General features: G+C 50.6%; 12 protein-coding genes and 1 tRNA gene. 7 read left to right on the top strand and 6 right to left on the bottom strand.

Annotated elements, in window-relative coordinates; translation table 11 throughout:
* The 3 genes from M0L20_RS19330 to M0L20_RS19320 form a co-directional block, all read right to left on the bottom strand.
* Window positions 1-3,138, bottom strand: coding sequence for an efflux RND transporter permease subunit (locus tag M0L20_RS19330; protein ID WP_248478623.1), 3,138 nt, complete (start codon window positions 3,136-3,138; stop codon window positions 1-3).
* A gap of 92 nt (window positions 3,139-3,230) precedes the next feature.
* On the bottom strand, window positions 3,231-4,334 hold the full coding sequence (locus M0L20_RS19325; RefSeq protein WP_232558238.1) for an efflux RND transporter periplasmic adaptor subunit: 1,104 nt from the start codon (window positions 4,332-4,334) through the stop codon (window positions 3,231-3,233).
* A 19-nt stretch (window positions 4,335-4,353) separates the two neighbouring features.
* Window positions 4,354-5,676, bottom strand: coding sequence for a TolC family protein (locus M0L20_RS19320; RefSeq protein ID WP_248478621.1), 1,323 nt, complete (start codon window positions 5,674-5,676; stop codon window positions 4,354-4,356).
* A gap of 463 nt (window positions 5,677-6,139) precedes the next feature.
* Between M0L20_RS19320 and mltG the strand changes: the two genes are divergently transcribed.
* The 6 genes from mltG (at window position 6,140) to M0L20_RS19290 (ending at window position 11,740) form a co-directional block, all read left to right on the top strand.
* Window positions 6,140-7,177, top strand: a complete 1,038-nt coding sequence (gene mltG, locus M0L20_RS19315; protein WP_232558236.1) for an endolytic transglycosylase MltG — start codon at window positions 6,140-6,142, stop codon at window positions 7,175-7,177.
* An 8-nt stretch (window positions 7,178-7,185) separates the two neighbouring features.
* The gene (locus tag M0L20_RS19310; protein ID WP_232558235.1) at window positions 7,186-7,596 is read left to right on the top strand and encodes an acyl-CoA thioesterase; all 411 of its coding nucleotides are present in this window, start codon (window positions 7,186-7,188) and stop codon (window positions 7,594-7,596) included.
* Window positions 7,597-7,675: 79 nt separating this feature from the next.
* On the top strand, window positions 7,676-8,629 hold the full coding sequence (locus tag M0L20_RS19305) for a YihY/virulence factor BrkB family protein (protein ID WP_232558234.1): 954 nt from the start codon (window positions 7,676-7,678) through the stop codon (window positions 8,627-8,629).
* Between the two features lie 257 nt (window positions 8,630-8,886).
* Window positions 8,887-9,930: a glycosyltransferase gene (locus M0L20_RS19300; RefSeq protein WP_248478619.1), complete on the top strand. Its 1,044-nt coding sequence runs from the start codon at window positions 8,887-8,889 to the stop codon at window positions 9,928-9,930.
* Window positions 9,931-9,995: 65 nt separating this feature from the next.
* Entirely contained in the window at window positions 9,996-10,616 is a 621-nt protein-coding gene (locus tag M0L20_RS19295) for an L-threonylcarbamoyladenylate synthase (RefSeq protein ID WP_232558232.1), read from the top strand.
* 95 nt (window positions 10,617-10,711) lie between these two features.
* Window positions 10,712-11,740 carry a hypothetical protein gene (locus M0L20_RS19290; protein WP_232558231.1) on the top strand — a complete coding sequence of 343 codons (1,029 nt, stop codon included), beginning with the start codon at window positions 10,712-10,714 and terminating at the stop codon, window positions 11,738-11,740.
* A 90-nt stretch (window positions 11,741-11,830) separates the two neighbouring features.
* On the opposite strand, the gene M0L20_RS19285 is transcribed toward M0L20_RS19290, so the two are convergent.
* The 3 genes from M0L20_RS19285 to M0L20_RS19275 all read right to left on the bottom strand — a co-directional run bounded on the left by M0L20_RS19285 (window position 11,831) and on the right by M0L20_RS19275 (window position 15,999).
* Window positions 11,831-14,233 carry a TonB-dependent receptor gene (locus tag M0L20_RS19285; RefSeq protein ID WP_248478617.1) on the bottom strand — a complete coding sequence of 801 codons (2,403 nt, stop codon included), beginning with the start codon at window positions 14,231-14,233 and terminating at the stop codon, window positions 11,831-11,833.
* 214 nt (window positions 14,234-14,447) lie between these two features.
* Window positions 14,448-15,809 carry a trigger factor gene (gene tig / locus M0L20_RS19280; RefSeq protein WP_232558229.1) on the bottom strand — a complete coding sequence of 454 codons (1,362 nt, stop codon included), beginning with the start codon at window positions 15,807-15,809 and terminating at the stop codon, window positions 14,448-14,450.
* A gap of 108 nt (window positions 15,810-15,917) precedes the next feature.
* Window positions 15,918-15,999 (bottom strand) — tRNA-Leu (locus M0L20_RS19275).
* A 209-nt stretch (window positions 16,000-16,208) separates the two neighbouring features.
* Here M0L20_RS19275 and M0L20_RS19270 point away from each other — a divergent pair.
* Window positions 16,209-18,461 carry a RelA/SpoT family protein gene (locus M0L20_RS19270; protein WP_248479155.1) on the top strand — a complete coding sequence of 751 codons (2,253 nt, stop codon included), beginning with the start codon at window positions 16,209-16,211 and terminating at the stop codon, window positions 18,459-18,461.
* Window positions 18,462-18,551 lie beyond the last annotated feature (90 nt).

The raw sequence follows: 18,551 nt of genomic DNA, 5'->3' as shown, positions 1-18,551 counted from the left end.
CTAAACTGTTTTGTTTGAGGCCAGAGCCGCTTTTTTCTCTTTGCGCCAGGCCCGGCCTTTGTGGATCAGTTCGTACGTAACGGGTAAGATCAACAGGGACAGAACGGTACAGGTCATTAGACCACCGATCATGACGATTGCCAGCGGTTTCTGCGTTTCGGACCCGATTCCCGTACTAAGAGCCGCGGGTAATAAGCCCAGCGAAGCCATCAACGCCGTCATAACCACGGGTCGTACCCGCGTCTGCGCCCCCTCCCGCACGGCCTGTACCAACGGCAGCTTATTGTGCAGATTTTCCTTGAAGCGGTTGATCAGAATCACGCCATCCTGCACCGAAACACCGAACAGGCAAATGAAACCAACCCCCGCCGAAATACTAAAGTTGATACCCGTCAGCCAGAGTGCCAGGATACCGCCAATCAGGGCAAAGGGTACGTTCAGGATAATCAGTGCCGCGTCCAGGGCGCTACCAAACGTAAAGAGCAGGATCAGGAAGATAATCGTGATACTGATGGGTACCACAATCGACAACTGCCGCTCGGCCCGCGTCTGATTCTCGAATTCACCCGCCCAGCGCATCTGGAAACCTTCGGGCAGTTTGACCTGCTGACCAACTTTCTGCTGTGCTTCGGCAATGGTGCTTCCCAAATCGCGGCCCCGTACCGAAAACTTGATGGCAATAAAGCGGGCGTTGTTTTCCCGGTAGATAAACGCCGGTCCCGAACGGGTACCGATGTCAGCTAGCTCCTTCAGTGGAATTTTACTACCCGAACGCGTAGGCACCAGCAAGTTTTCGATTAGCTCGGGTGAGTACCGAAACCGCTCGTCATAGCGCACTTTAACATCAAACCGGCGCTCTCCTTCGTAATACTGCGTCACGGTTTTACCACCAATGGCCGTTTCGATAACCGACTGGGCGACGTCGGTGGGTACGTTATACAACGCCATTTTTTGCTGATCGAGCTGGATTCTGAATTCAGGCTGGCCCAGGTTCCGGAACACACCCAGATCGCTCACGCCCGGAATCGTCCGCATCACGTTGAACACGCGCGTAGCTTCCTGATCAAGTACGTTCAGGTCCTGCCCAACGATTTTAATCGCCATCGATCCTTTCACCCCCGAAACCGCTTCTTCGACGTTATCCGATATCGGTTGGGAAAAGTTAAAGGACACACCCCGGAAACGCGCTAATTTCTGCTGCATTTCTGCAATCAGTTCATCCTTCGTTATATCGCGCTTCCACTCCTCTTTGGGGTACAGGTCAACAAAGAATTCGTTGTTAAAAAAGCCCGTTGGGTCGGTTCCGTCGTTAGGTCGCCCGGTTTGTGAGATCACACCCCGCACTTCGGGAAACTCGTCAAACACCGCCCGGAATTTGCGGGTATACGCGTAGCTTTCGTCCAGCGAAACAGAATAAGGCAAGCTGGCCCGCACGTAGATCGAGCCTTCGTTGAGCTGCGGCAAAAACTCGGAACCAATGTGAAACAGAAACAAATAGATCGCAAAAGCCAGGCCGCCCAGCGCAATACCAATGATGGTACGTGGTTTGCGAATGGCCCAGGCCAGCGCGGGCACGTAGCCTTTTTCGAGTCCTTCCACAACCGGGTTATGCCGCTCCCGCACGTTTTTCTTCAGCAGGATGCTACACAGCAACGGAATCAACGTAAGACTCACAATAAGCGAACCAAGCAACGCAAAACCGATGGTCCAGGCCAGCGGACTAAACAATTTACCTTCGACTTTCTGGAAGCTGAAGATCGGCAACAGGGCCGTAATGATAATGAGCTTGGAGGTAAAGATCGACTTACCCAACTCCGTAGCCGTACTCGTGATCCAACTCAGTTTGGCGCGCCCGTTAAATTTGGTCATTCCCAGCTTCTCGGCCCGCACGGCCAGCATCACGAACAAGCCCTCGACCATCACGACGGCGCCATCGATGATGATACCGAAGTCAAGCGCTCCGATACTCAGCAGGTTAGCGGTCATACCGCGCAGCCGCAGGCAGATAAAGGCAAACAGCAACGCCAGCGGAATAACAATGGCTACTGTTACGGTGGTGCGCCAGTCGGCCAGGAATACGAGAAGAATAACCGTTACCAGGAAGATACCCATGCCCACGTTTTCGCCCACCGTATGCAAGGTGTAGTTGTTCAGCGTGGTGCGGTCGTAGAACGTTTTGATTTTTACGTCTTTGGGTAAGATCTGGTTGTTCAGCTCATCGATCTTGGCTTTAAGGGCCGGGATAACGTCGTTTGGATTTTCGCCTTTCCGCATAACCACGATACATTCAACGACATCGTCCTGCTTGTCGCGCCCGACAATACCCAGCCGGGGCTGAAACGATTCACGAACCGTTGCCACGTCGCGCACCCGGACCGGAGCGCCGTTTACGTTGTCGATGATGATACCGGCTACGTCCTCGGGTTTGGTGAGCAAACCGATGCCACGCACCACCAGCGACTGGTTGCCCTGCTTGATGACATCGCCCCCCACGTTGATGTTGCTTTGCTGAATAGCCTGATCAACGTCCAGCGCGGTAAAACCGTAATTGGCCAGTAGCGTTGGATTCAGACTCACCTCGATGGTTTTTACTTTACCACCGAAACTAACGACATCCGCAATGCCGGGCACACTTTTGATTTGGCGCTCGATCACCCAGTCCTGAAGCGTTTTTAGCTCGGTGATGTCTTTGGTTTTGCTTTCGAGCGTAAATCGGTAGATTTCACCGGTTGGACCATAGGGTGGTTCAACTTCAGCCGTAACGCCATCGGGCAGATCAACCCCGGCAATGCGGTTGGCGACGTTAGTCTGGGCCGTGAAGTTATCGACGCCATCCTCAAAGATCATCGTCACCACCGACAGGCCAAAAAGGGACACGGACCGCAGCGTGCTTTTGCGCGGAACGGAGTTCAGTTCGGTTTCGAGGGGTAAGGTCACAAACCGTTCTACCTCTTCCGCCGAACGACCCGGCCATTGCGTAATAACGATAACGTTCGTATTGGTAACGTCCGGAAACGTTTCAACGGGTGTATTCAGAAAACTAACCACCCCGGCCACTACGATCAGGCCGATGGTAAAAAATATGGTGAGCCGGTTAGTCAGGGCAAAGCTGATCAGGCTACGAATGAACTTGTTCATGGAAACAATTGAGTGAATGAGTACCTGGGCGATTGAGCGCGGTCACAATTGCTACGTTTGCAACCGCCTGCAACAACCCGTTCCCTCGAAACCTAATCGGTCAAATCGTTGTACAGCAGCAAGCTACCTTCGGTCACCACCGTATCGCCGGGCTTCAGGTTCCCGCCCTCCACGAAGGCGTAGCGGGTCGTATTTTTTACCACTTTAACCTCCCGGACTTCGTACTTGTCCCGGCCCGTCTGCACGATTACGTAATAATGGTCCCGGTCGAATACAACGGCTTTCTGCGCCACGGCCAGCGCCTGATCCGTTCCCGCCACCCCCGTATTGGGCAGATGCACATGAATGGTGGCAAACATATCGGGCTTGAGCAAACCGTCCTTGTTGTCCAGTACGATCCGCACCTTCAGCACCCGCGCCTGTTCGTCCAGTACGCTGCTGACGTTGCTGATTATACCCTTGAAGGTTTTGTCGGGATAAGCCAGTACCTGAATATCGACGGCCTGGTTTTGTTTGATTTCGGGAATGTCCTGCTCATAGACGTTGGCAAGCACCCATATCTTTTGCAGACTCGAAATGGTATAGAGCGGGTCCTGATTATCAGATCGTAAGTCCTGCCCTGTGTTTACATTTTTCTCAACAATATAACCAGCAATGGGTGCTTTTACGGTAAAATAAGGCTGTCCTGTTCCAGCCGTACTTCCGCCGTAGACGCGCAGGATATTCGTTGATTTCCCTAATTCGTCCTGCGCCTTTTTCAAATTGCTCTGGGCGGTCAGGTAATCCGTTTGCGAAGCAAATCCGGCTTTGTACTGTGCCTCGACGTTTTTGAAGTTTTGCTTGGCAACGTCCAGATCCGACTTGTCGGCCTGGTAGTCGTTGGTATAATTCGAGATGTCGCCCGACCGAATTAGGGCCAGGTCCTGGCCTTTCTGCACGTAAGCGCCCAGCGAAGCCGTCGTTTTTTGAACGTTTCCACTCACCAGCGGGAAAACGCGCACGACATTATCCTGATCAAATGTCACCGTTCCGTTAAGGGTTAACTCAGCCTCGGGGCTCATGCGCCGGACGGAATCGGTCAGATAACTGCTGGTTGAATCGGCAGCCGAGGTCGGCACTTTTTCGTCTTCAGCATTTTTATGTCCACAAGCCGCCAGCAACAAACCGGTAGCCGCAATGCATAGCAAAGATTTCATACAACGACGTGGTTACTATCTAATAAAATCGGGTGGAGGTTACGAAATTCAGCAGCTGCTGCGATTGAAACAGGTTGTTTCGAAGGTTAATCAAGTTCAACTGCGCTTGCTGGTAGGTACGGATTTTGTCCAGATAATCGAGCAGACCAATCGTTCGGGCGTTGTAGCTGCGGGTAGCTTCAACGGAGATATTTTGCAATCGGCTGATGTAATCCGTGGGCAGGGTACTGTATTGATTGTAGTAAGTGCTTAGTTTATCGTATGCATTAAGCACATCACTTTGTACAATCGTTTGCTGGTTGTCGGCACCCGCCTGTGAGCTTTTCACGTTAAATTCAGCCGCTTTGATCGCGCCCTGATTTCGGTTGCGAATTGGCAAGTCCATAGCGGTATACAGACCCGTGAAGTTGTTGAAAGCGTTGCCGTATTTGTCGAAAACAAAACCAGCAAGCAGGTCTGGTGTCCGACGGGCTTTTTCCAGGCTTAAGCTCCGTTCCGCGTAGTTGATCTGTTCCAGAGCAATGGCTGCATCGGGTCGGTTGTGCAGGGCGGAGTCGATTGCCACACTGAGTTGCGGCAAAGGTGGTGTAGCAACCGGAACATCCGTAGGCAGGATGAAGCGATTTCCCGTTTGCCGGAGCAGTACCCGCAGTGTAGCCTGCTCATCGGCAATCTGGCTTTGATAATTGGCAATCGTGGCCCGCAGGTCGCGCAGAGCCGCTTCCAGGCGCGTTACCTCGTAAGGAGCAACTCCACCCGTACGCTGGGCAATTCGATACGACTCAATCAATTGCTGCTGACGCCCTTCTTCCCCTCGCAGCAGGGCGACGGCCTGGAGGTCGTAGAACAGGTTGGCGTAGGTGGTATTTAGCTGATAACGCAGCGTCCGTAGAATGTCGCGAAAGGCCAGCGCGGCCAGCGCCCGGTTACTTTCGGCCACCGCAACCAGCTTGCCGCGCTTCCCGGCCAGCATCAGCAATTGCTGCACCTGGATCGTCATCCCCCCCCGGTTGAACTGGCTGTTAGCCACGTCGGCCGCCGAGTTTTGTCCGTACTGGAAAAACTTACCCGTTTGCGGATTGAAAAAGTTGGATTGAAACTGAACATTTGGATTGTAACGCAACCCTGCCTGAATGACGTTGGCCTCAGCGACGCTGATCTGATAGCGTTGGGCAAGCAACTGAAAATTTCGGTCCAGAAACTGCTGTTCAAGTTGAGGTAACGTTTGTTGAACCGTATCCGGCTGAATGCCCACTGTTTGTGCAAACAGCGTTGGTATTGTCAACAACCAGCCAAGGACAAATGCAGGACTTGCTTTTCTGGCGATCGTTCGAAAATTCATAAGATAGAATCTGTAATTGGAACAAGGTGATTAGGGCCGCAAGTACCAGTCTTACGGTTAATTCATCATTAAATGGCTATTAACTACCTGTTAAAATTACTCAAGCCTGAACTTGGGCTAAGTAAATACGCTGAGTAAAGCGGATCAGGATTGCGTTTGTTTAATGAAAATAGGACAATACATCCAAATATAACTTTAAGTAATCTATGAGATACTATCTGCCAACAATAGTAACTTTTCGGTAGAGCGTAACGAAGCGCAATTTGTGTGGGTAAAATTTACGGTTCAGCGCATAAAATCGATCTCATAAAGCTCCTTGCCGTACATTTGCAAAAAGTTTACAAGAGGTCCGCTTCCGCATTACGTCTCACGGACGATTTGTGATTCGAAACAAAACCCGTCTGTAGCTAAAATGACGGCAAAACCGGGGCAGCTTCTGTAAAGCACAACTTGATTCTGTATTATGTCGCGTAACCTCAAAATTGGCCTGTTCCTCACCGTATCCATCCTGCTGACGACGTTTACGTTTTACTTCTGGCAGGTTTTCAAAAGCCCGAATCTTCAAGTCCAGGAAAACGACAAAACCTTTGCGCTGCTTATTCCCCGAGGGTCAACGTTCGAGTCGGTCATGGACACCCTTAAAACACACAAGGTTGTCAACGACGAAACGTCGTTTCGCTTTCTGGCAAAACTGATGAAGTATCCCGAACGGGTAAAAGAAGGGCGCTACGAGATCAAACCCAGGATGGGCAACCGCGAGGCTCTGGTCAAGCTGCGCAACGGCAGTCAGGACGCGATGCCCGTTACGTTTAACAACATCCGGATGAAAAGCGACCTGATCCAGCGGTTGGGCAGCAAATTCGAATTCGGCCCTGCTGCGCTTGGTACGCTGCTCAACGATCCGGCAACCTGCGAGAAGTTTGGCTTCGATACGACAACCATCGTCTGTCTGTTCCTGCCCAATACCTACGAATTCTTCTGGACCATCAAGCCGGAAGCGTTTCTGGAACGGATGGGTAAAGAATACAAGAAATTCTGGACTCCCGAACGTCAGGCAAAAGCGAAAGCACTGGGTCTGACCCAAACGCAGGCGCAGGTACTGGCTTCCATTGTGGCCGCCGAAACCAACAAGCGGGATGAGCAGCCACGGGTGGCGGGCGTTTACCTGAATCGACTCAAACGGGGTATCAAACTCGAAGCCGACCCAACGGTTATTTTTGCCCTGCGCGATTTTGGCATCCGGCGTCTGCTGAATCGGCAACTAGCGGTCGATTCACCGTACAATACGTATCGCTACACGGGTTTGCCACCGGGACCAATCAATCTCCCCGCTCCCGCTACCATCGATGCTGTGCTGAACGCCGAACAGCACGAATACCTTTATTTTGTGGTCAACGCTAGTTTCAACGGCTATCATACGTTCTCGAAAACCTTATCGGAACATTTGGCGAATGCGCGGTTGTATCAGCAGGCCCTGACCCGAATGAAAATTATGAAATAGCCCCACCTATGTTTACCCACGACGTTACGGGTATCCGCGTTCGGTATTACGACACTGACCAGATGGGTATCGTTTATTACGGCAACTACGCCCGATTTTACGAAATTGGCCGCGTAGAAGCGCTCCGTCATTTGGGCATGGAGTACAAAGCGCTCGAAGAAAGCGGTATCGGGATGCCGGTCTACGATATGAGTTGCCGCTTTATCCGACCGGCTAAATACGACGATTTGCTGACCATCCGGGTTACGATTCCTCAGTTGCCGAATACGCGCATCGTGTTTCGCTACGAAATCTTCAACCAGGACGGACAATTGCTCAATACGGGCGAAACGACGCTTATTTTTCTCCGATCGGCTACGGGCCGACCAGGTCCGGCTCCCGCCGATTTGCTCGACGCTGCGAAACCTTTTTTTGACTAGCCGGTTAAAAAATAGTCAATAAGCCGGTGAATGGCACCGTTTATGCGGTTTTACCGGCTTACAACTTACTGACCTGTGTATGCTTGAAAAACTATGGAGCTTGAAAGCATTTCGGGTGACACGCGCCTGGCTTCGCGAGCACAAACCGTTTAACTCAAAAATCAGCTGGTACACCTTTCTGCGAAAAATGGGTGCCAAAATCGCGGAAAACGACACTAGTGAGCGGGCCGCATCGGTATCCTACAGCCTGATTCTATCCGTCTTTCCTACCGTTATCTTTTTCTTTACGCTTATCCCGTACATCCCCGTACCCAATCTGGAGGAACAGATCATGGGCTTCCTCAAAGAAGTATTGCCGGGTGACACCTTTAGTTCGGTTGAGACAACAATTCGCGACATTATCAGCCGCCCACGGGGTGGCGTGCTGTCGTTTGGCTTTCTGCTGGCGCTGTACTCCGCAACGAGTGGTGTGGTGGCCCTGATGAACGCCTTTAACTCGACCAACGAGACGCAGGATCGGCGTGGCTTTTTTGAAGTGCGGGGCGTGGCGGTTGGCTTAACCATCATTCTGGCCTTTGCGCTCGTTTTGGCCATTGTTGTGCTGATCGTGGGGGGTGTTGTCAGCGATTACTTGCTACACTTCGGTATTCTGAACAATGCCGTTTTCGTCAATCTACTGGCGCTGGGCCGCTATCTGCTGGTTTTTGCCGTGTTTGTAGCGGCTGTTTCGGTTATTTACCACTTTGGCCCCGACGTGCGCATGAAATGGGCTTTTGTTGCGCCGGGAGCCATCACGGCCTCCGTGTTGATTGTGTTGACAACGCTGGGCTTTTCGTTTTACGTCTCCAACTTTGGTTCCTACAACAAAGTGTACGGTTCGATCGGTACCCTCATCGCGTTGATGATCTGGATCAATCTGGTTTCTCTGCTGCTTATTATTGGCTTTGAAATGAACGTCGCACTCTACAACCTGGAAGGCGACCGGGACCCTGACGTTGCCCAGAAAACAACAAACGTCACCCCGAATACCTAGGATGACGTTTGCAAACGCTAACCCATAAAAGGAAAACGGCCACACATCAGGCGATGTCATCTTGTAAACCGTTCCTGACTCTTACGGAAAAACCGTGCCAACGCTACGCGCTAATCAACATCCCTTCATTCTTATCTCCGTTTGCTCAAAAAGTAGACTTTTGGTGACAAATGGTTCGTACTATTGTCTTTTAGTCAACCCCAGAAATCGGCACGGCTTTTTCTGCTTATACGCCAATACCTTCTTAACCAGACCGAATGATTTCCGTTACTGGCCAATCTAACCCCTTACCGATGAGTCCTTACCTCAACCGGATAAAGCCCTGGGTTAGTGTAATTTGCACCAGTTTTAACCAGGAAGCCTACGTTGAACAGGGGCTTCAATCGGTAGTCGATCAGCACTACCCAAACGTTGAACTGATTGTTATTGATAACGGCAGCTCCGACCAATCAGCGAAACGAATCGAACGGTTTGTGCAGAAACATCCGGCGGTACGCTTTATCAAAAATCCTACCAATCGCGGGCTGAATCAGGCGTTTAATCAAGGACTGGCCTTGGCCAGTGGTCGCTACGTGATCGATCTGGCCGCTGACGATGTGCTCCTGCCCAACCGAATTGCCCGACAGGCCGACCTGTTCGAACAACTGGCGGGCCCTTACGCGGTTGTCTTTTCCAACGCGGCTTACGTCGATGAACTCGGCAATCAGACAGCGCTTCATTACGCCGTTGATGCCGAGGGTCGTGCCCGTTTTAAAGTCCCTTCGGGCGATGTGTTTAAAAACGTGCTGGAGTCGCATTTCATCTGTACGCCAACCATGATGATGCGCCGGGATGTGTTGAACGAGCTGGGCGGCTACGACGAAACGCTGTCGTTTGAAGATTTTGATTTTTGGGTTCGCTCCTCGCGGCTTTACCACTACGCCTACCTCGACGAAGTCTTGACCCAGAAAAGACGGCTTCCCAACTCGATGCAGGCCCAGGTAATCATGCCCGGAAATCAATTACTCAGTTCCTCGCTGACCGTCTGTTACAAAGCATTTGATCGTTGCAACCACCCGGCCGAATACAAAGCACTGGCGGGCCGGGTTCGGCAATTTATCCGTAAAGCCTTCTATGCCGAACAGTTTGACCTAGCGCTGGAATTTGGTCAGTTGCTCCAACGAATGGATTCGCCGGGTGCGCTTACATCGCTGATTCTTAGCCTTAGCCGTTTTCATTTACCCGTCAATAAACTGTACCGACGTTACCTCAAATGGAACCATCCGCACCAGCCAGCCTATCAACCGGCTAAACTGGTTTAGGTAGTTTGTAGTTTATGGTTAGTCGTTCGTCCTTAGCGGACATCTATTAACTAAAAACGTTTTTTATGTCGGCTGAATTCATCAAGTTATATCCGCAGAATCCCGATCCGCGCCGGATTGATCACATCGTAAAAGCGTTGCGCGACGGTGCCGTCGTCATCTACCCAACCGATACCATTTACGGGATGGGCTGCGACATTCATAATGCCCGCGCCGTAGAACGGGTAGCCCGTATCAAAGGAATTAAACCTACCAAGAACGACTTTTCATTCATTTGCTACGATTTAAGTCACATTGCCGATTACGCCAGGGTGAGTAATCAGGCGTTTAAGCTGATGAAAAAAGTCTTGCCGGGTCCGTTTACGTTTATCCTGGAAGCCAGCGGCAGCGTTCCTAAACTACTCAACACCAATAAAAAAACGGTGGGTATCCGCGTGCCGGATCACAACATCCCGCGCGACATCGTTCATGAGCTGGGTAACCCAATTATCACTACGTCGATCCGGGATGAAGACGAAGTAATCGAGTATTCGACCGATCCGGAACTGATCTTCGAGAAATTCCAGCACCAAGTCGATATCGTCATTGACGGTGGTTACGGTGGTAATGTAGCTTCCACCATTGTTGACGCAACCGACGATAACTTTTCGATAATTCGTCAGGGACTAGGCGAACTTATGCTTTGAAAAGTTACCATAAGCCTCTATACTTGCACTATCCGGGTATACGCTGACTTGCAGCTCAACCTTCTCATGCTTTTTTTTAAACTTAGTTGATTACCATGCGTTTTCCCCTGGCCGCGCTTACTCTGCTGGCTCTCAGTCAACTTACTGGCTGCTCTTCCGAATCGAAACAGGAAAGTTCGTCCAAAACAGGTAAAATCACCACAGAGGCATCGGCTGAATCCAACGTTGCGAAAACGGATTCGGCTGAAAAGCCCGAAGCCGAAAAAAATTCACTTGCCTCTTCCCGCTCGGTAAGTACCGGCGACTCGACCCTCGATTCGCTAACGTACGCCCCTACGGAAGCCATCCTGCCCAAAAAACGGATCTTTGCTTACTACGGCAATCCGCACTCTAAAAAGATGGGTATTTTGGGAAAGTACCCCAAAGAGGAAATGCTGCAACGGCTCGACCGGGAAATCAAGAACTGGGAAAAAGCCGATCCGGCGACACCGATTCAGCCCGCGTTGCATCTGGTAGCGATCTCGGCGCAGGGGGCTCCCGGCAAAGACGGCGGCTACCGGATGCGGATGTCCGACAAAACGATCAAGAAAGTGCTTAAGTGGGGCAACGAGCACAAGGCTATCGTGTTTCTCGATATTCAACGGGGTCACGCTCCACTTGGTCCCGAAATGAAATTCCTGGAGAAATACCTTAAATTGCCTTTTGTGCATCTGGGTATCGATCCTGAATTTTCGATGGTCACCGGCGCCAAGCCCGGCACTAAAATCGGCAGTTACGATGCGGCTGACGTCAACCAGGCGGTTCAATTTCTGAGTAACGTTGTCAAAGAAAATAACATACCGCCTAAAGTACTGGTGGTTCACCGCTTTACGCAGGGGATGATCAAGAACTACAAAAACATCAAACTCAACCCTAATGTCCAGATTGTTATGGATATGGACGGTTGGGGCCCGCCGGTGCTTAAGAAAGATTCGTATCACGACTACATCCAGAAAGAGCCAGTGCAGTATACAGGCTTTAAATTGTTTTACGACAACGATTTCAGAAAGCCCGGTTCGCGCATTATGACTCCCGAAGAAGTACTGGCGCTGACTCCCAAGCCTATGTACATCCAGTACCAGTAGGTCCTAGAGAAATACCCCAAAATAATACCGAGAAGCGGAGGCCGAACACGTCTCCGCTTTTCGTTTTACGCCGTAATTGCCTGAACGGGGCTAGAACTCGCCTTCAGCCGGTTTTTCTTTCTTTTTCGCCTGCCGTAGTCGGTAGCTAAGGGTCAGGTTGACCTGACGAAGCCGGTACTGCGAACTACTTTCGGTATAAAAGTTTTCGCCTTCGGTAATGGACCGAAATCGACGGGAGTTGAATACGTCAACGACGTTCAAGGTCAGCGTCCCGTTGTTATTAAACAAATCTTTACTGATGGCCAGATCGAGTGTCGCCAAGGCTTTACGTCTTCCCTGCGGTGTTTTCTGGGGCGCTTCGTAATTACCCCGCAGTTGGACATCCGTGGATTTTGGGAGCGTAAAGCGTGAAATCATCCGGGTAAACCAGCTATAGGTATCGCTTTGATAATTCACGTCGAGGTTACTCCCGTTGGTCATAGCCCGGAAAAAGTTGAAACTACCGTCCAGTTTCCACCAGGTAAAAGGCGAGTAGGAACCGGCAAACTCCGCTCCATATGAATTTTCACTCGCCAAGTTTTCGGGTCGGGTTGTCGAATACCCCTGCTCGTTGACCCGGCGAATGGACAGAATTTTGTCGTTCGTATGCCGGTAATACACAGACGAACTAATCGACCCTTTGCTGAAATATTTGACGTGACCAATTTCGAAGGCGTTGGTGAATTCAGGGTTGAGGTTCGGATTTCCGCTGAAAAAGTTTCGGTTGTCGCTGAACGTCATGAACGGACTCAGATCGTTATACTGCGGTCGGCGAATCCGGCGGCTGTAGCTCAGTTGCAACGCGTGCTGACGAGGCAGATCGTAGGTAACGTGCATGCTTGGAAACAGATTAGCGTAATGGCGCGGATTGACGTCGTTTGTCCGGCGAAGTGTTGTCGTCACATCCGTTAATTCACCACGCAGTCCCGCCTGGTAGGAGAGCTTGCGCGACTTATTGCCGATGATTCCGTACAGCGCGTGAATGCGTTCCTCATACAGAAAATCGTTGGTTAGTCCGGGTAACGGCTGCCACACGCCATTGTCACCCCGTTGCGTCACCGAGTAATCGTTCGTCATATCGCGCGAACTGCTCCGTAGTCCGGCTTCGACTTTCCCATTCTTGCTAAACGGTCGAACGTAATCAATTTGAACGAGTAATTGCTTTTCGGTTTCGTCGTTAAGCGACCGTTGCAGCACAGCGGGCGTGGTAGCCATAAATCCGTCAGGCCCAACGGTCTGCTGATTAAATAACTGATCGGAACTTTCCCAGTTATCCAGATAGCGTACATCGGCGGTAAGTTCGTGGCCTTCGCGGGCAAAGGTTCGTTTGTACGTCAACGCATATTCCGAATTGGGCTCCGTTTCGGTTTCGTCCTGCGTGCGGCTGGTTATACTGCGGAGATTTTGGGTCGAAAACTGGTAATCCCGGTAAAGTATATCCGCGTAGCGTTTTCCTTTGCTCAGCCGCCAGGTGTAGGAAGCCGTCAGCACGTTCTTGGGATTGAAAAAATAATCCAGACCCGCGCGGGCATTGTTGTTCAATCCCTTCAACCGGTTTGTCGAATTTTGCTGAGTAATAAACGTGGTATCATCACGGTACACCTCCTGATACAGCGAACTCCGACCGGGCGTGTTCCGGTACGACGCCGTATAATTAACGAAGAAGTTAAGGTTTTTACGGCGGTAGTTTACATTAGCCGCCAGTCCGAAATTGGCCGGATAACCTGTAATAACATCAAATGAGCCATTGATACCTTCTCTGTGCTCTTTTTTCAAGACAATATTGATAATGCCCCCCATTCCTTCGGCCTCATAGCGCGCCGACGGATTTGTGATCACCTCGACCCGCTCAATACTGCTGCCCTGCAACTGTTGCAACCCACTCCCTCCTTTTAAACTGACCAATCCTGATGGCTTTCCGTCAATCAGAATCCGGACGCTATTACTACCCCGCAAACTCACATTCCCTTCCGCATCGACAGCCACGGACGGCACGTTGCTCAAAATATCCGCAGCCGTTCCTCCCGCATTGGCCAGGTCTTTTCCTACGTTAAATATTTTTTTGTCCAGCGCCAGTTCCATCTGACTGCGCTCGCCCTTCACAACGACCTCGTCTAGCCGTTTGGTGCTTGCTTTTAGTATTAGTTTACCAAGATCGATCGGCTTATTCACGACCTGGATTGCCGGGATACGTCTTTCGGTGTATGACACAACGGAAATTTTTACCCAGTACGTCCCTGGCTTGGCCCGAAGTTCAAACGTACCCGCTTCATCGGAGATCGCTCCAGTTATCAGCGTAGAGTCTGCTTTCTGATGTAACGTAACGGTCCCGAACGGAATGGGCTTCGTTTGTTCGTCAAGAAGTATTCCTTTTATGACAACTGATTGATCGCTTTTTGATTGAGCGAACGTCAAAAGAGGCAGTAAGAATAAAATCAGTAAACTTGTTTTCATACAGGGCTTAGCTAGTGCTTGCTTAATCGTTCACAGACGCCATGAACGTAGCGTATGGCTACTAAGCAATAGCCCATTTTGTCAAAATATACTGCTTACTCCGGCAGATTTAGCTAAAAAACATACCAACTAGTAAGTTATGCGGCTCTGGTGTTCATAAAACGCAAAAGGCCCGGTCAATGACCGGGCCTTGATTACGTGTATACAGGCAGTACTAGCGATTTTCAACCAGTGCTTTAAACTCATCAACCGTTACCTCCTGGGTAGCAATTGTCAACTGAGTCTTGGCGTAGTCGATTACTTTATCATCGTACACCCGGTTGAACGTGCTGGTGTAATTCTGGCCGTTGTTTTTCTCGTCCAGCAGGTAGTTCCGGGCAATGCGATCGATGGTTTGGTTCATCTCCTCATTTTCAGCACCGGCAAAACCGAACTGCTCGCGTACCATTTGACGCGTTACTTCCAGCACTTCCTCGAACTCAACTTTGATGTCGGCTTTATCGGCGATTTTATTCTTGATGAGTTGCAGTTTTACGGACTTCGTAAAGTCATCGTACTGCTCATCAATTTGTTCTGGGGTGAACTTTCCTTCGTTTACTTCCAGCAACCAGTTTTTCAGGAACTCGTCGGGCAGCAGAATCGGCGTGTTTTCGAGCAACATCTTTTCGATGTCCAGTCGCAGCAGTTGAGCGGCTTCACGTCCGTAGTTGCCCCGGATGATTTCGGCTACTTTCACGCGGAACTGCTCTTCGTTCTCGACGGCACCAGCACCCAGCACTTTGTCAAAGAACTCCTGATCCAACGCGGCTGGCTCATGACGGGTGATATCGTCTACCTCGAACGTAAACTCACCGGTCAGGTTAGCAATGTCTTCTTTTGGTGCACCGGTTGCCGTAGCCCGTGCTTTTTCGTCCGGGAACGCAGCTTCCAGATTGAACGTAACCACGTCACCTTTTTTCTTACCGATAAACTGTCCTTTGGCTTCTTCAGCCATCTGATTCATCGGGAAAGCCGTTTTGGCCGTAAACGCTTCACCTTCAGCGGGTGCGTTCACCTGCTTCAGTTCACCATAGATCGTATCACCATCGCCTACTTCTTCGCCATGAGCGTGCGCATGGAAACGTTGTTGCAGTTCGGCAATGGTTGAATTGACTTCGGCATCACCAGCCTGAATTTCGTACTGCGTTACACCCGGCAGATCGTTGAAATCGATATCGAATTCCGATGCCAGACCCAGCGTGTAGCTAAACGCGAAATCGGTTTGGTTATCCCAATCGATGGCATCGGCCTCTTCACGATTTGGCACAGGATCACCAACGACCTGCAACTTGTTTTCGCGAATATACTGGCTAACCGTTTTGCTTAGCATCGAGTTGATTTCGTCCACCAGGATGCTTTTACCGTACATTTTCTGCACGAGCGAAGCAGGAACATGGCCAGGCCGGAAGCCTTTCAGTTGAACCTTCCGACCGTAGTCTTTCAGTTTTTTGTCAACTTCTGGTTTGTAGTCGGCTGGGGTCAAGACGATTTTCAGCGAAGCATTGGTATCACTGGCTTTTTCTAAAGTAATATCCACGTTTGTGTCGGTTTTAAAATAAAAGAGCGAAAGACTGAAAGAAGGGAGAGTGAGTCATTCACAGACAAACGCTCTTTCACTCTTTCAGTCTTTCGCTTTTAAACGATGTACGGGTGGAGGGACTCGAACCCCCATGCCTTGCGGCACCAGATCCTAAGTCTGGCACGTCTACCAATTTCGCCACACCCGCGGCCTGGAGGTTGAGAAGTCGTCAAGCCAGATTTGTCTGTCTAGCGCTCATCAACTCGTGTTTTGGAGGTGCAAAGGTACAAAAGAATTTATACATGTCAAGAAAAATTTTCAAAGGTTTTATTTTTAGTGGATGTAGCGTCTTTTTTACCATATTATTTTGTTATCTTGGTAGAGCGAGTACAACCACCTGCAAAGACGCCAACCATGATGAATGCCACCGCCGAACCTGCGATCAATCTAGAGCTGGAGCGCCAGGAAATCCTGAAACGCTACCGACGACTACTGCGGGCGGCAAAGCCAATGCTGAAAGGCGATGACGCCAAACTGATCAAAAAAGCGTTCAACACCTCCGCCGAAGCGCACAAAAATATGCGCAGGCGGTCGGGAGAACCGTACATCTACCACCCGTTGGCCGTTGCCCAGATTGCGGTTGAAGAAATTGGGTTGGGCACAACGAGTATCGTGGCAGCTCTGCTGCACGATGTCGTGGAAGATACAGATACGACGATTGCCGACATTGAGCGGGCATTCGGCTCCAAAGTAGCCAAAATCATCGATGGGCTAACCAAAATTTCGGGCATCTTCGAGTACGGCACGTCGCAGCAGGCCGAAAACTTCCGTAAGATGCTGCTGACACTTTCGGACGATGTTCGGGTAATCCTGGTCAAGCTGGCCGACCGACTCCATAACATGCGAACGCTGGACTCCATGCCCCGCGACAAGCAGTTAAAGATCGCTTCGGAAACGATTTACATTTATGCGCCCCTGGCCCACCGACTGGGTTTGTATGCAATTAAGTCGGAGCTTGAAGACATGTACCTGAAGTACGTTGAGCCGGAAGCGTACAAGGATATCGCCAAAAAACTGCGCGAAACCCGCGTAGCCCGCGACCGGTTCATCGGTCGGTTTATCGAACCGATTGAGAAAGACCTGGGCGAAACAAAGATCAAATACATGATCAAAGGCCGTCCCAAATCAATTTATTCGATCTGGAACAAGCTCAGCAAATCGAAAAAGCCGTTCGAAGAGATTTACGATTTGTTCGCCGTCCGGATTATACTGAGCGTGCCCCCCGAAGAAGAAAAAGCGGCCTGTTGGCGGGCGTACTCCATCGTTACGGATCATTTCAAACCCAATCCCGACCGGTTGAAGGACTGGATCAGTACGCCCCGTGCCAACGGGTATGAATCGCTTCATACGACGGTGATGAGCCGCTCCGGTCAGTGGGTAGAAGTACAGATCCGCACCGAGCGAATGAATGAAATTGCTGAGAAAGGCTACGCAGCCCACTGGAAATACAAAGGCAACGATACCCAGACGGGTGCGGGCATTGAAGCCTGGATCAGTCAGGTGCGCGATATGATCGAGTCGGCAGGTACGGGCGATAAAAAAGCCGCTATCGAGTTTGTCGACGATTTTCGAAGCAACCTGTACAGCGAGGAAGTTTTTGTGTTTACGCCCAAAGGCGACTTGAAAGTCTTGCAGCGGGGGGCTACGGCCTTGGATTTTGCCTTCGATATTCACACCCAGATCGGGGCTCGCTGTATGGCCGCCAAGGTCAACAACACACTCGTACCGCTGAGCCATGTGTTGCAAAACGGCGATCAGGTTGAAGTCATTACCTCGAATCGTCAGAAACCGAGCGAAGACTGGCTGCGGTTCGTGGTTACGTCCAAGGCTAAGACCAAGATCAAGGACTTAATCAAGGAAGAAAATAAACGGTTCGTGACCGATGGCCGTGATCTGGTGCAGAAAAAACTGCGGGTGCTGCGGATGGAGATGACCAACGAAACCATCAATCAGCTCCGGGCATATTTCGGCTCCAAAACCAGCGACGATTTCTTTTACCGCGTTGGCAAAGGACACATCGACGTTCAGGAACTAAAGAAATTCAAATCCGACAAGGAAGCGAAAGAGAACCGCCTGAACAAACTCAATACCGATGCCCTACAGGACGCCAAGTCGTTTACCAAAGAACTAAAACGAATCCACGGGGAACGGGCTGATGCCGACATGCTGCTCATTGGTGAGGACATGGACCGCATCGACTACACGCTCTCGAAGTGCTGCAACCCAATTTCGGGCGACGACGTATTCGGATTTGTAACCATCAACGACGGCATCAAAATTCACCGGGTCACCTGTCCAAACGCCGTCGAATTGATGTCGAACCACGGTAACCGGATCATCAAAGCCAAATGGACTTCCCAGAAAGAACTGGCGTTCCTGGCGGGTCTGCGCATCACGGGAATGGACCGTGTCGGTTTAGTGAACGACGTAACGCGGGTTATCAGCAATGAACTACACATCAACATGCGTTCGGTAACGATTGACTCGAAAGATGGTATCTTTGAGGGTAACATCCGGCTTTACGTTCATGATACGGGGCATCTCGAAACGCTCATGCGTAAACTGGAACGGGTTCAGGGCGTCTTCGAGGTCGTGCGGTTCGACTCCTGATTTTTTCGTAGTGTGTACTTCGTGGTTTCCCGTTTGTTCGTAATCGAACAAACTATAGTCCATAAACCATGAACTATAGGCTATAACTTT

Origin of the sequence: Spirosoma liriopis (assembly GCF_023196085.1) — a bacterium.
Lineage (GTDB): Bacteria > Bacteroidota > Bacteroidia > Cytophagales > Spirosomataceae > Spirosoma > Spirosoma oryzicola.
This window is presented reverse-complemented; position numbering and strand designations above follow the sequence as displayed.

Coding starts and splice junctions, on each gene's coding strand:
- M0L20_RS19305 (WP_232558234.1), top strand. CDS start 7,676: ATGCTTGAAAAACTATGGAGCTTGAAAGCATTTCGGGTGACACGCGCC.
- M0L20_RS19320 (WP_248478621.1), bottom strand. CDS start 5,676: ATGAATTTTCGAACGATCGCCAGAAAAGCAAGTCCTGCATTTGTCCTT.
- M0L20_RS19310 (WP_232558235.1), top strand. CDS start 7,186: ATGTTTACCCACGACGTTACGGGTATCCGCGTTCGGTATTACGACACT.
- M0L20_RS19330 (WP_248478623.1), bottom strand. CDS start 3,138: ATGAACAAGTTCATTCGTAGCCTGATCAGCTTTGCCCTGACTAACCGG.
- M0L20_RS19325 (WP_232558238.1), bottom strand. CDS start 4,334: ATGAAATCTTTGCTATGCATTGCGGCTACCGGTTTGTTGCTGGCGGCT.
- M0L20_RS19290 (WP_232558231.1), top strand. CDS start 10,712: ATGCGTTTTCCCCTGGCCGCGCTTACTCTGCTGGCTCTCAGTCAACTT.
- M0L20_RS19295 (WP_232558232.1), top strand. CDS start 9,996: ATGTCGGCTGAATTCATCAAGTTATATCCGCAGAATCCCGATCCGCGC.
- M0L20_RS19300 (WP_248478619.1), top strand. CDS start 8,887: ATGATTTCCGTTACTGGCCAATCTAACCCCTTACCGATGAGTCCTTAC.
- M0L20_RS19285 (WP_248478617.1), bottom strand. CDS start 14,233: ATGAAAACAAGTTTACTGATTTTATTCTTACTGCCTCTTTTGACGTTC.
- M0L20_RS19270 (WP_248479155.1), top strand. CDS start 16,209: ATGAATGCCACCGCCGAACCTGCGATCAATCTAGAGCTGGAGCGCCAG.
- mltG (WP_232558236.1), top strand. CDS start 6,140: ATGTCGCGTAACCTCAAAATTGGCCTGTTCCTCACCGTATCCATCCTG.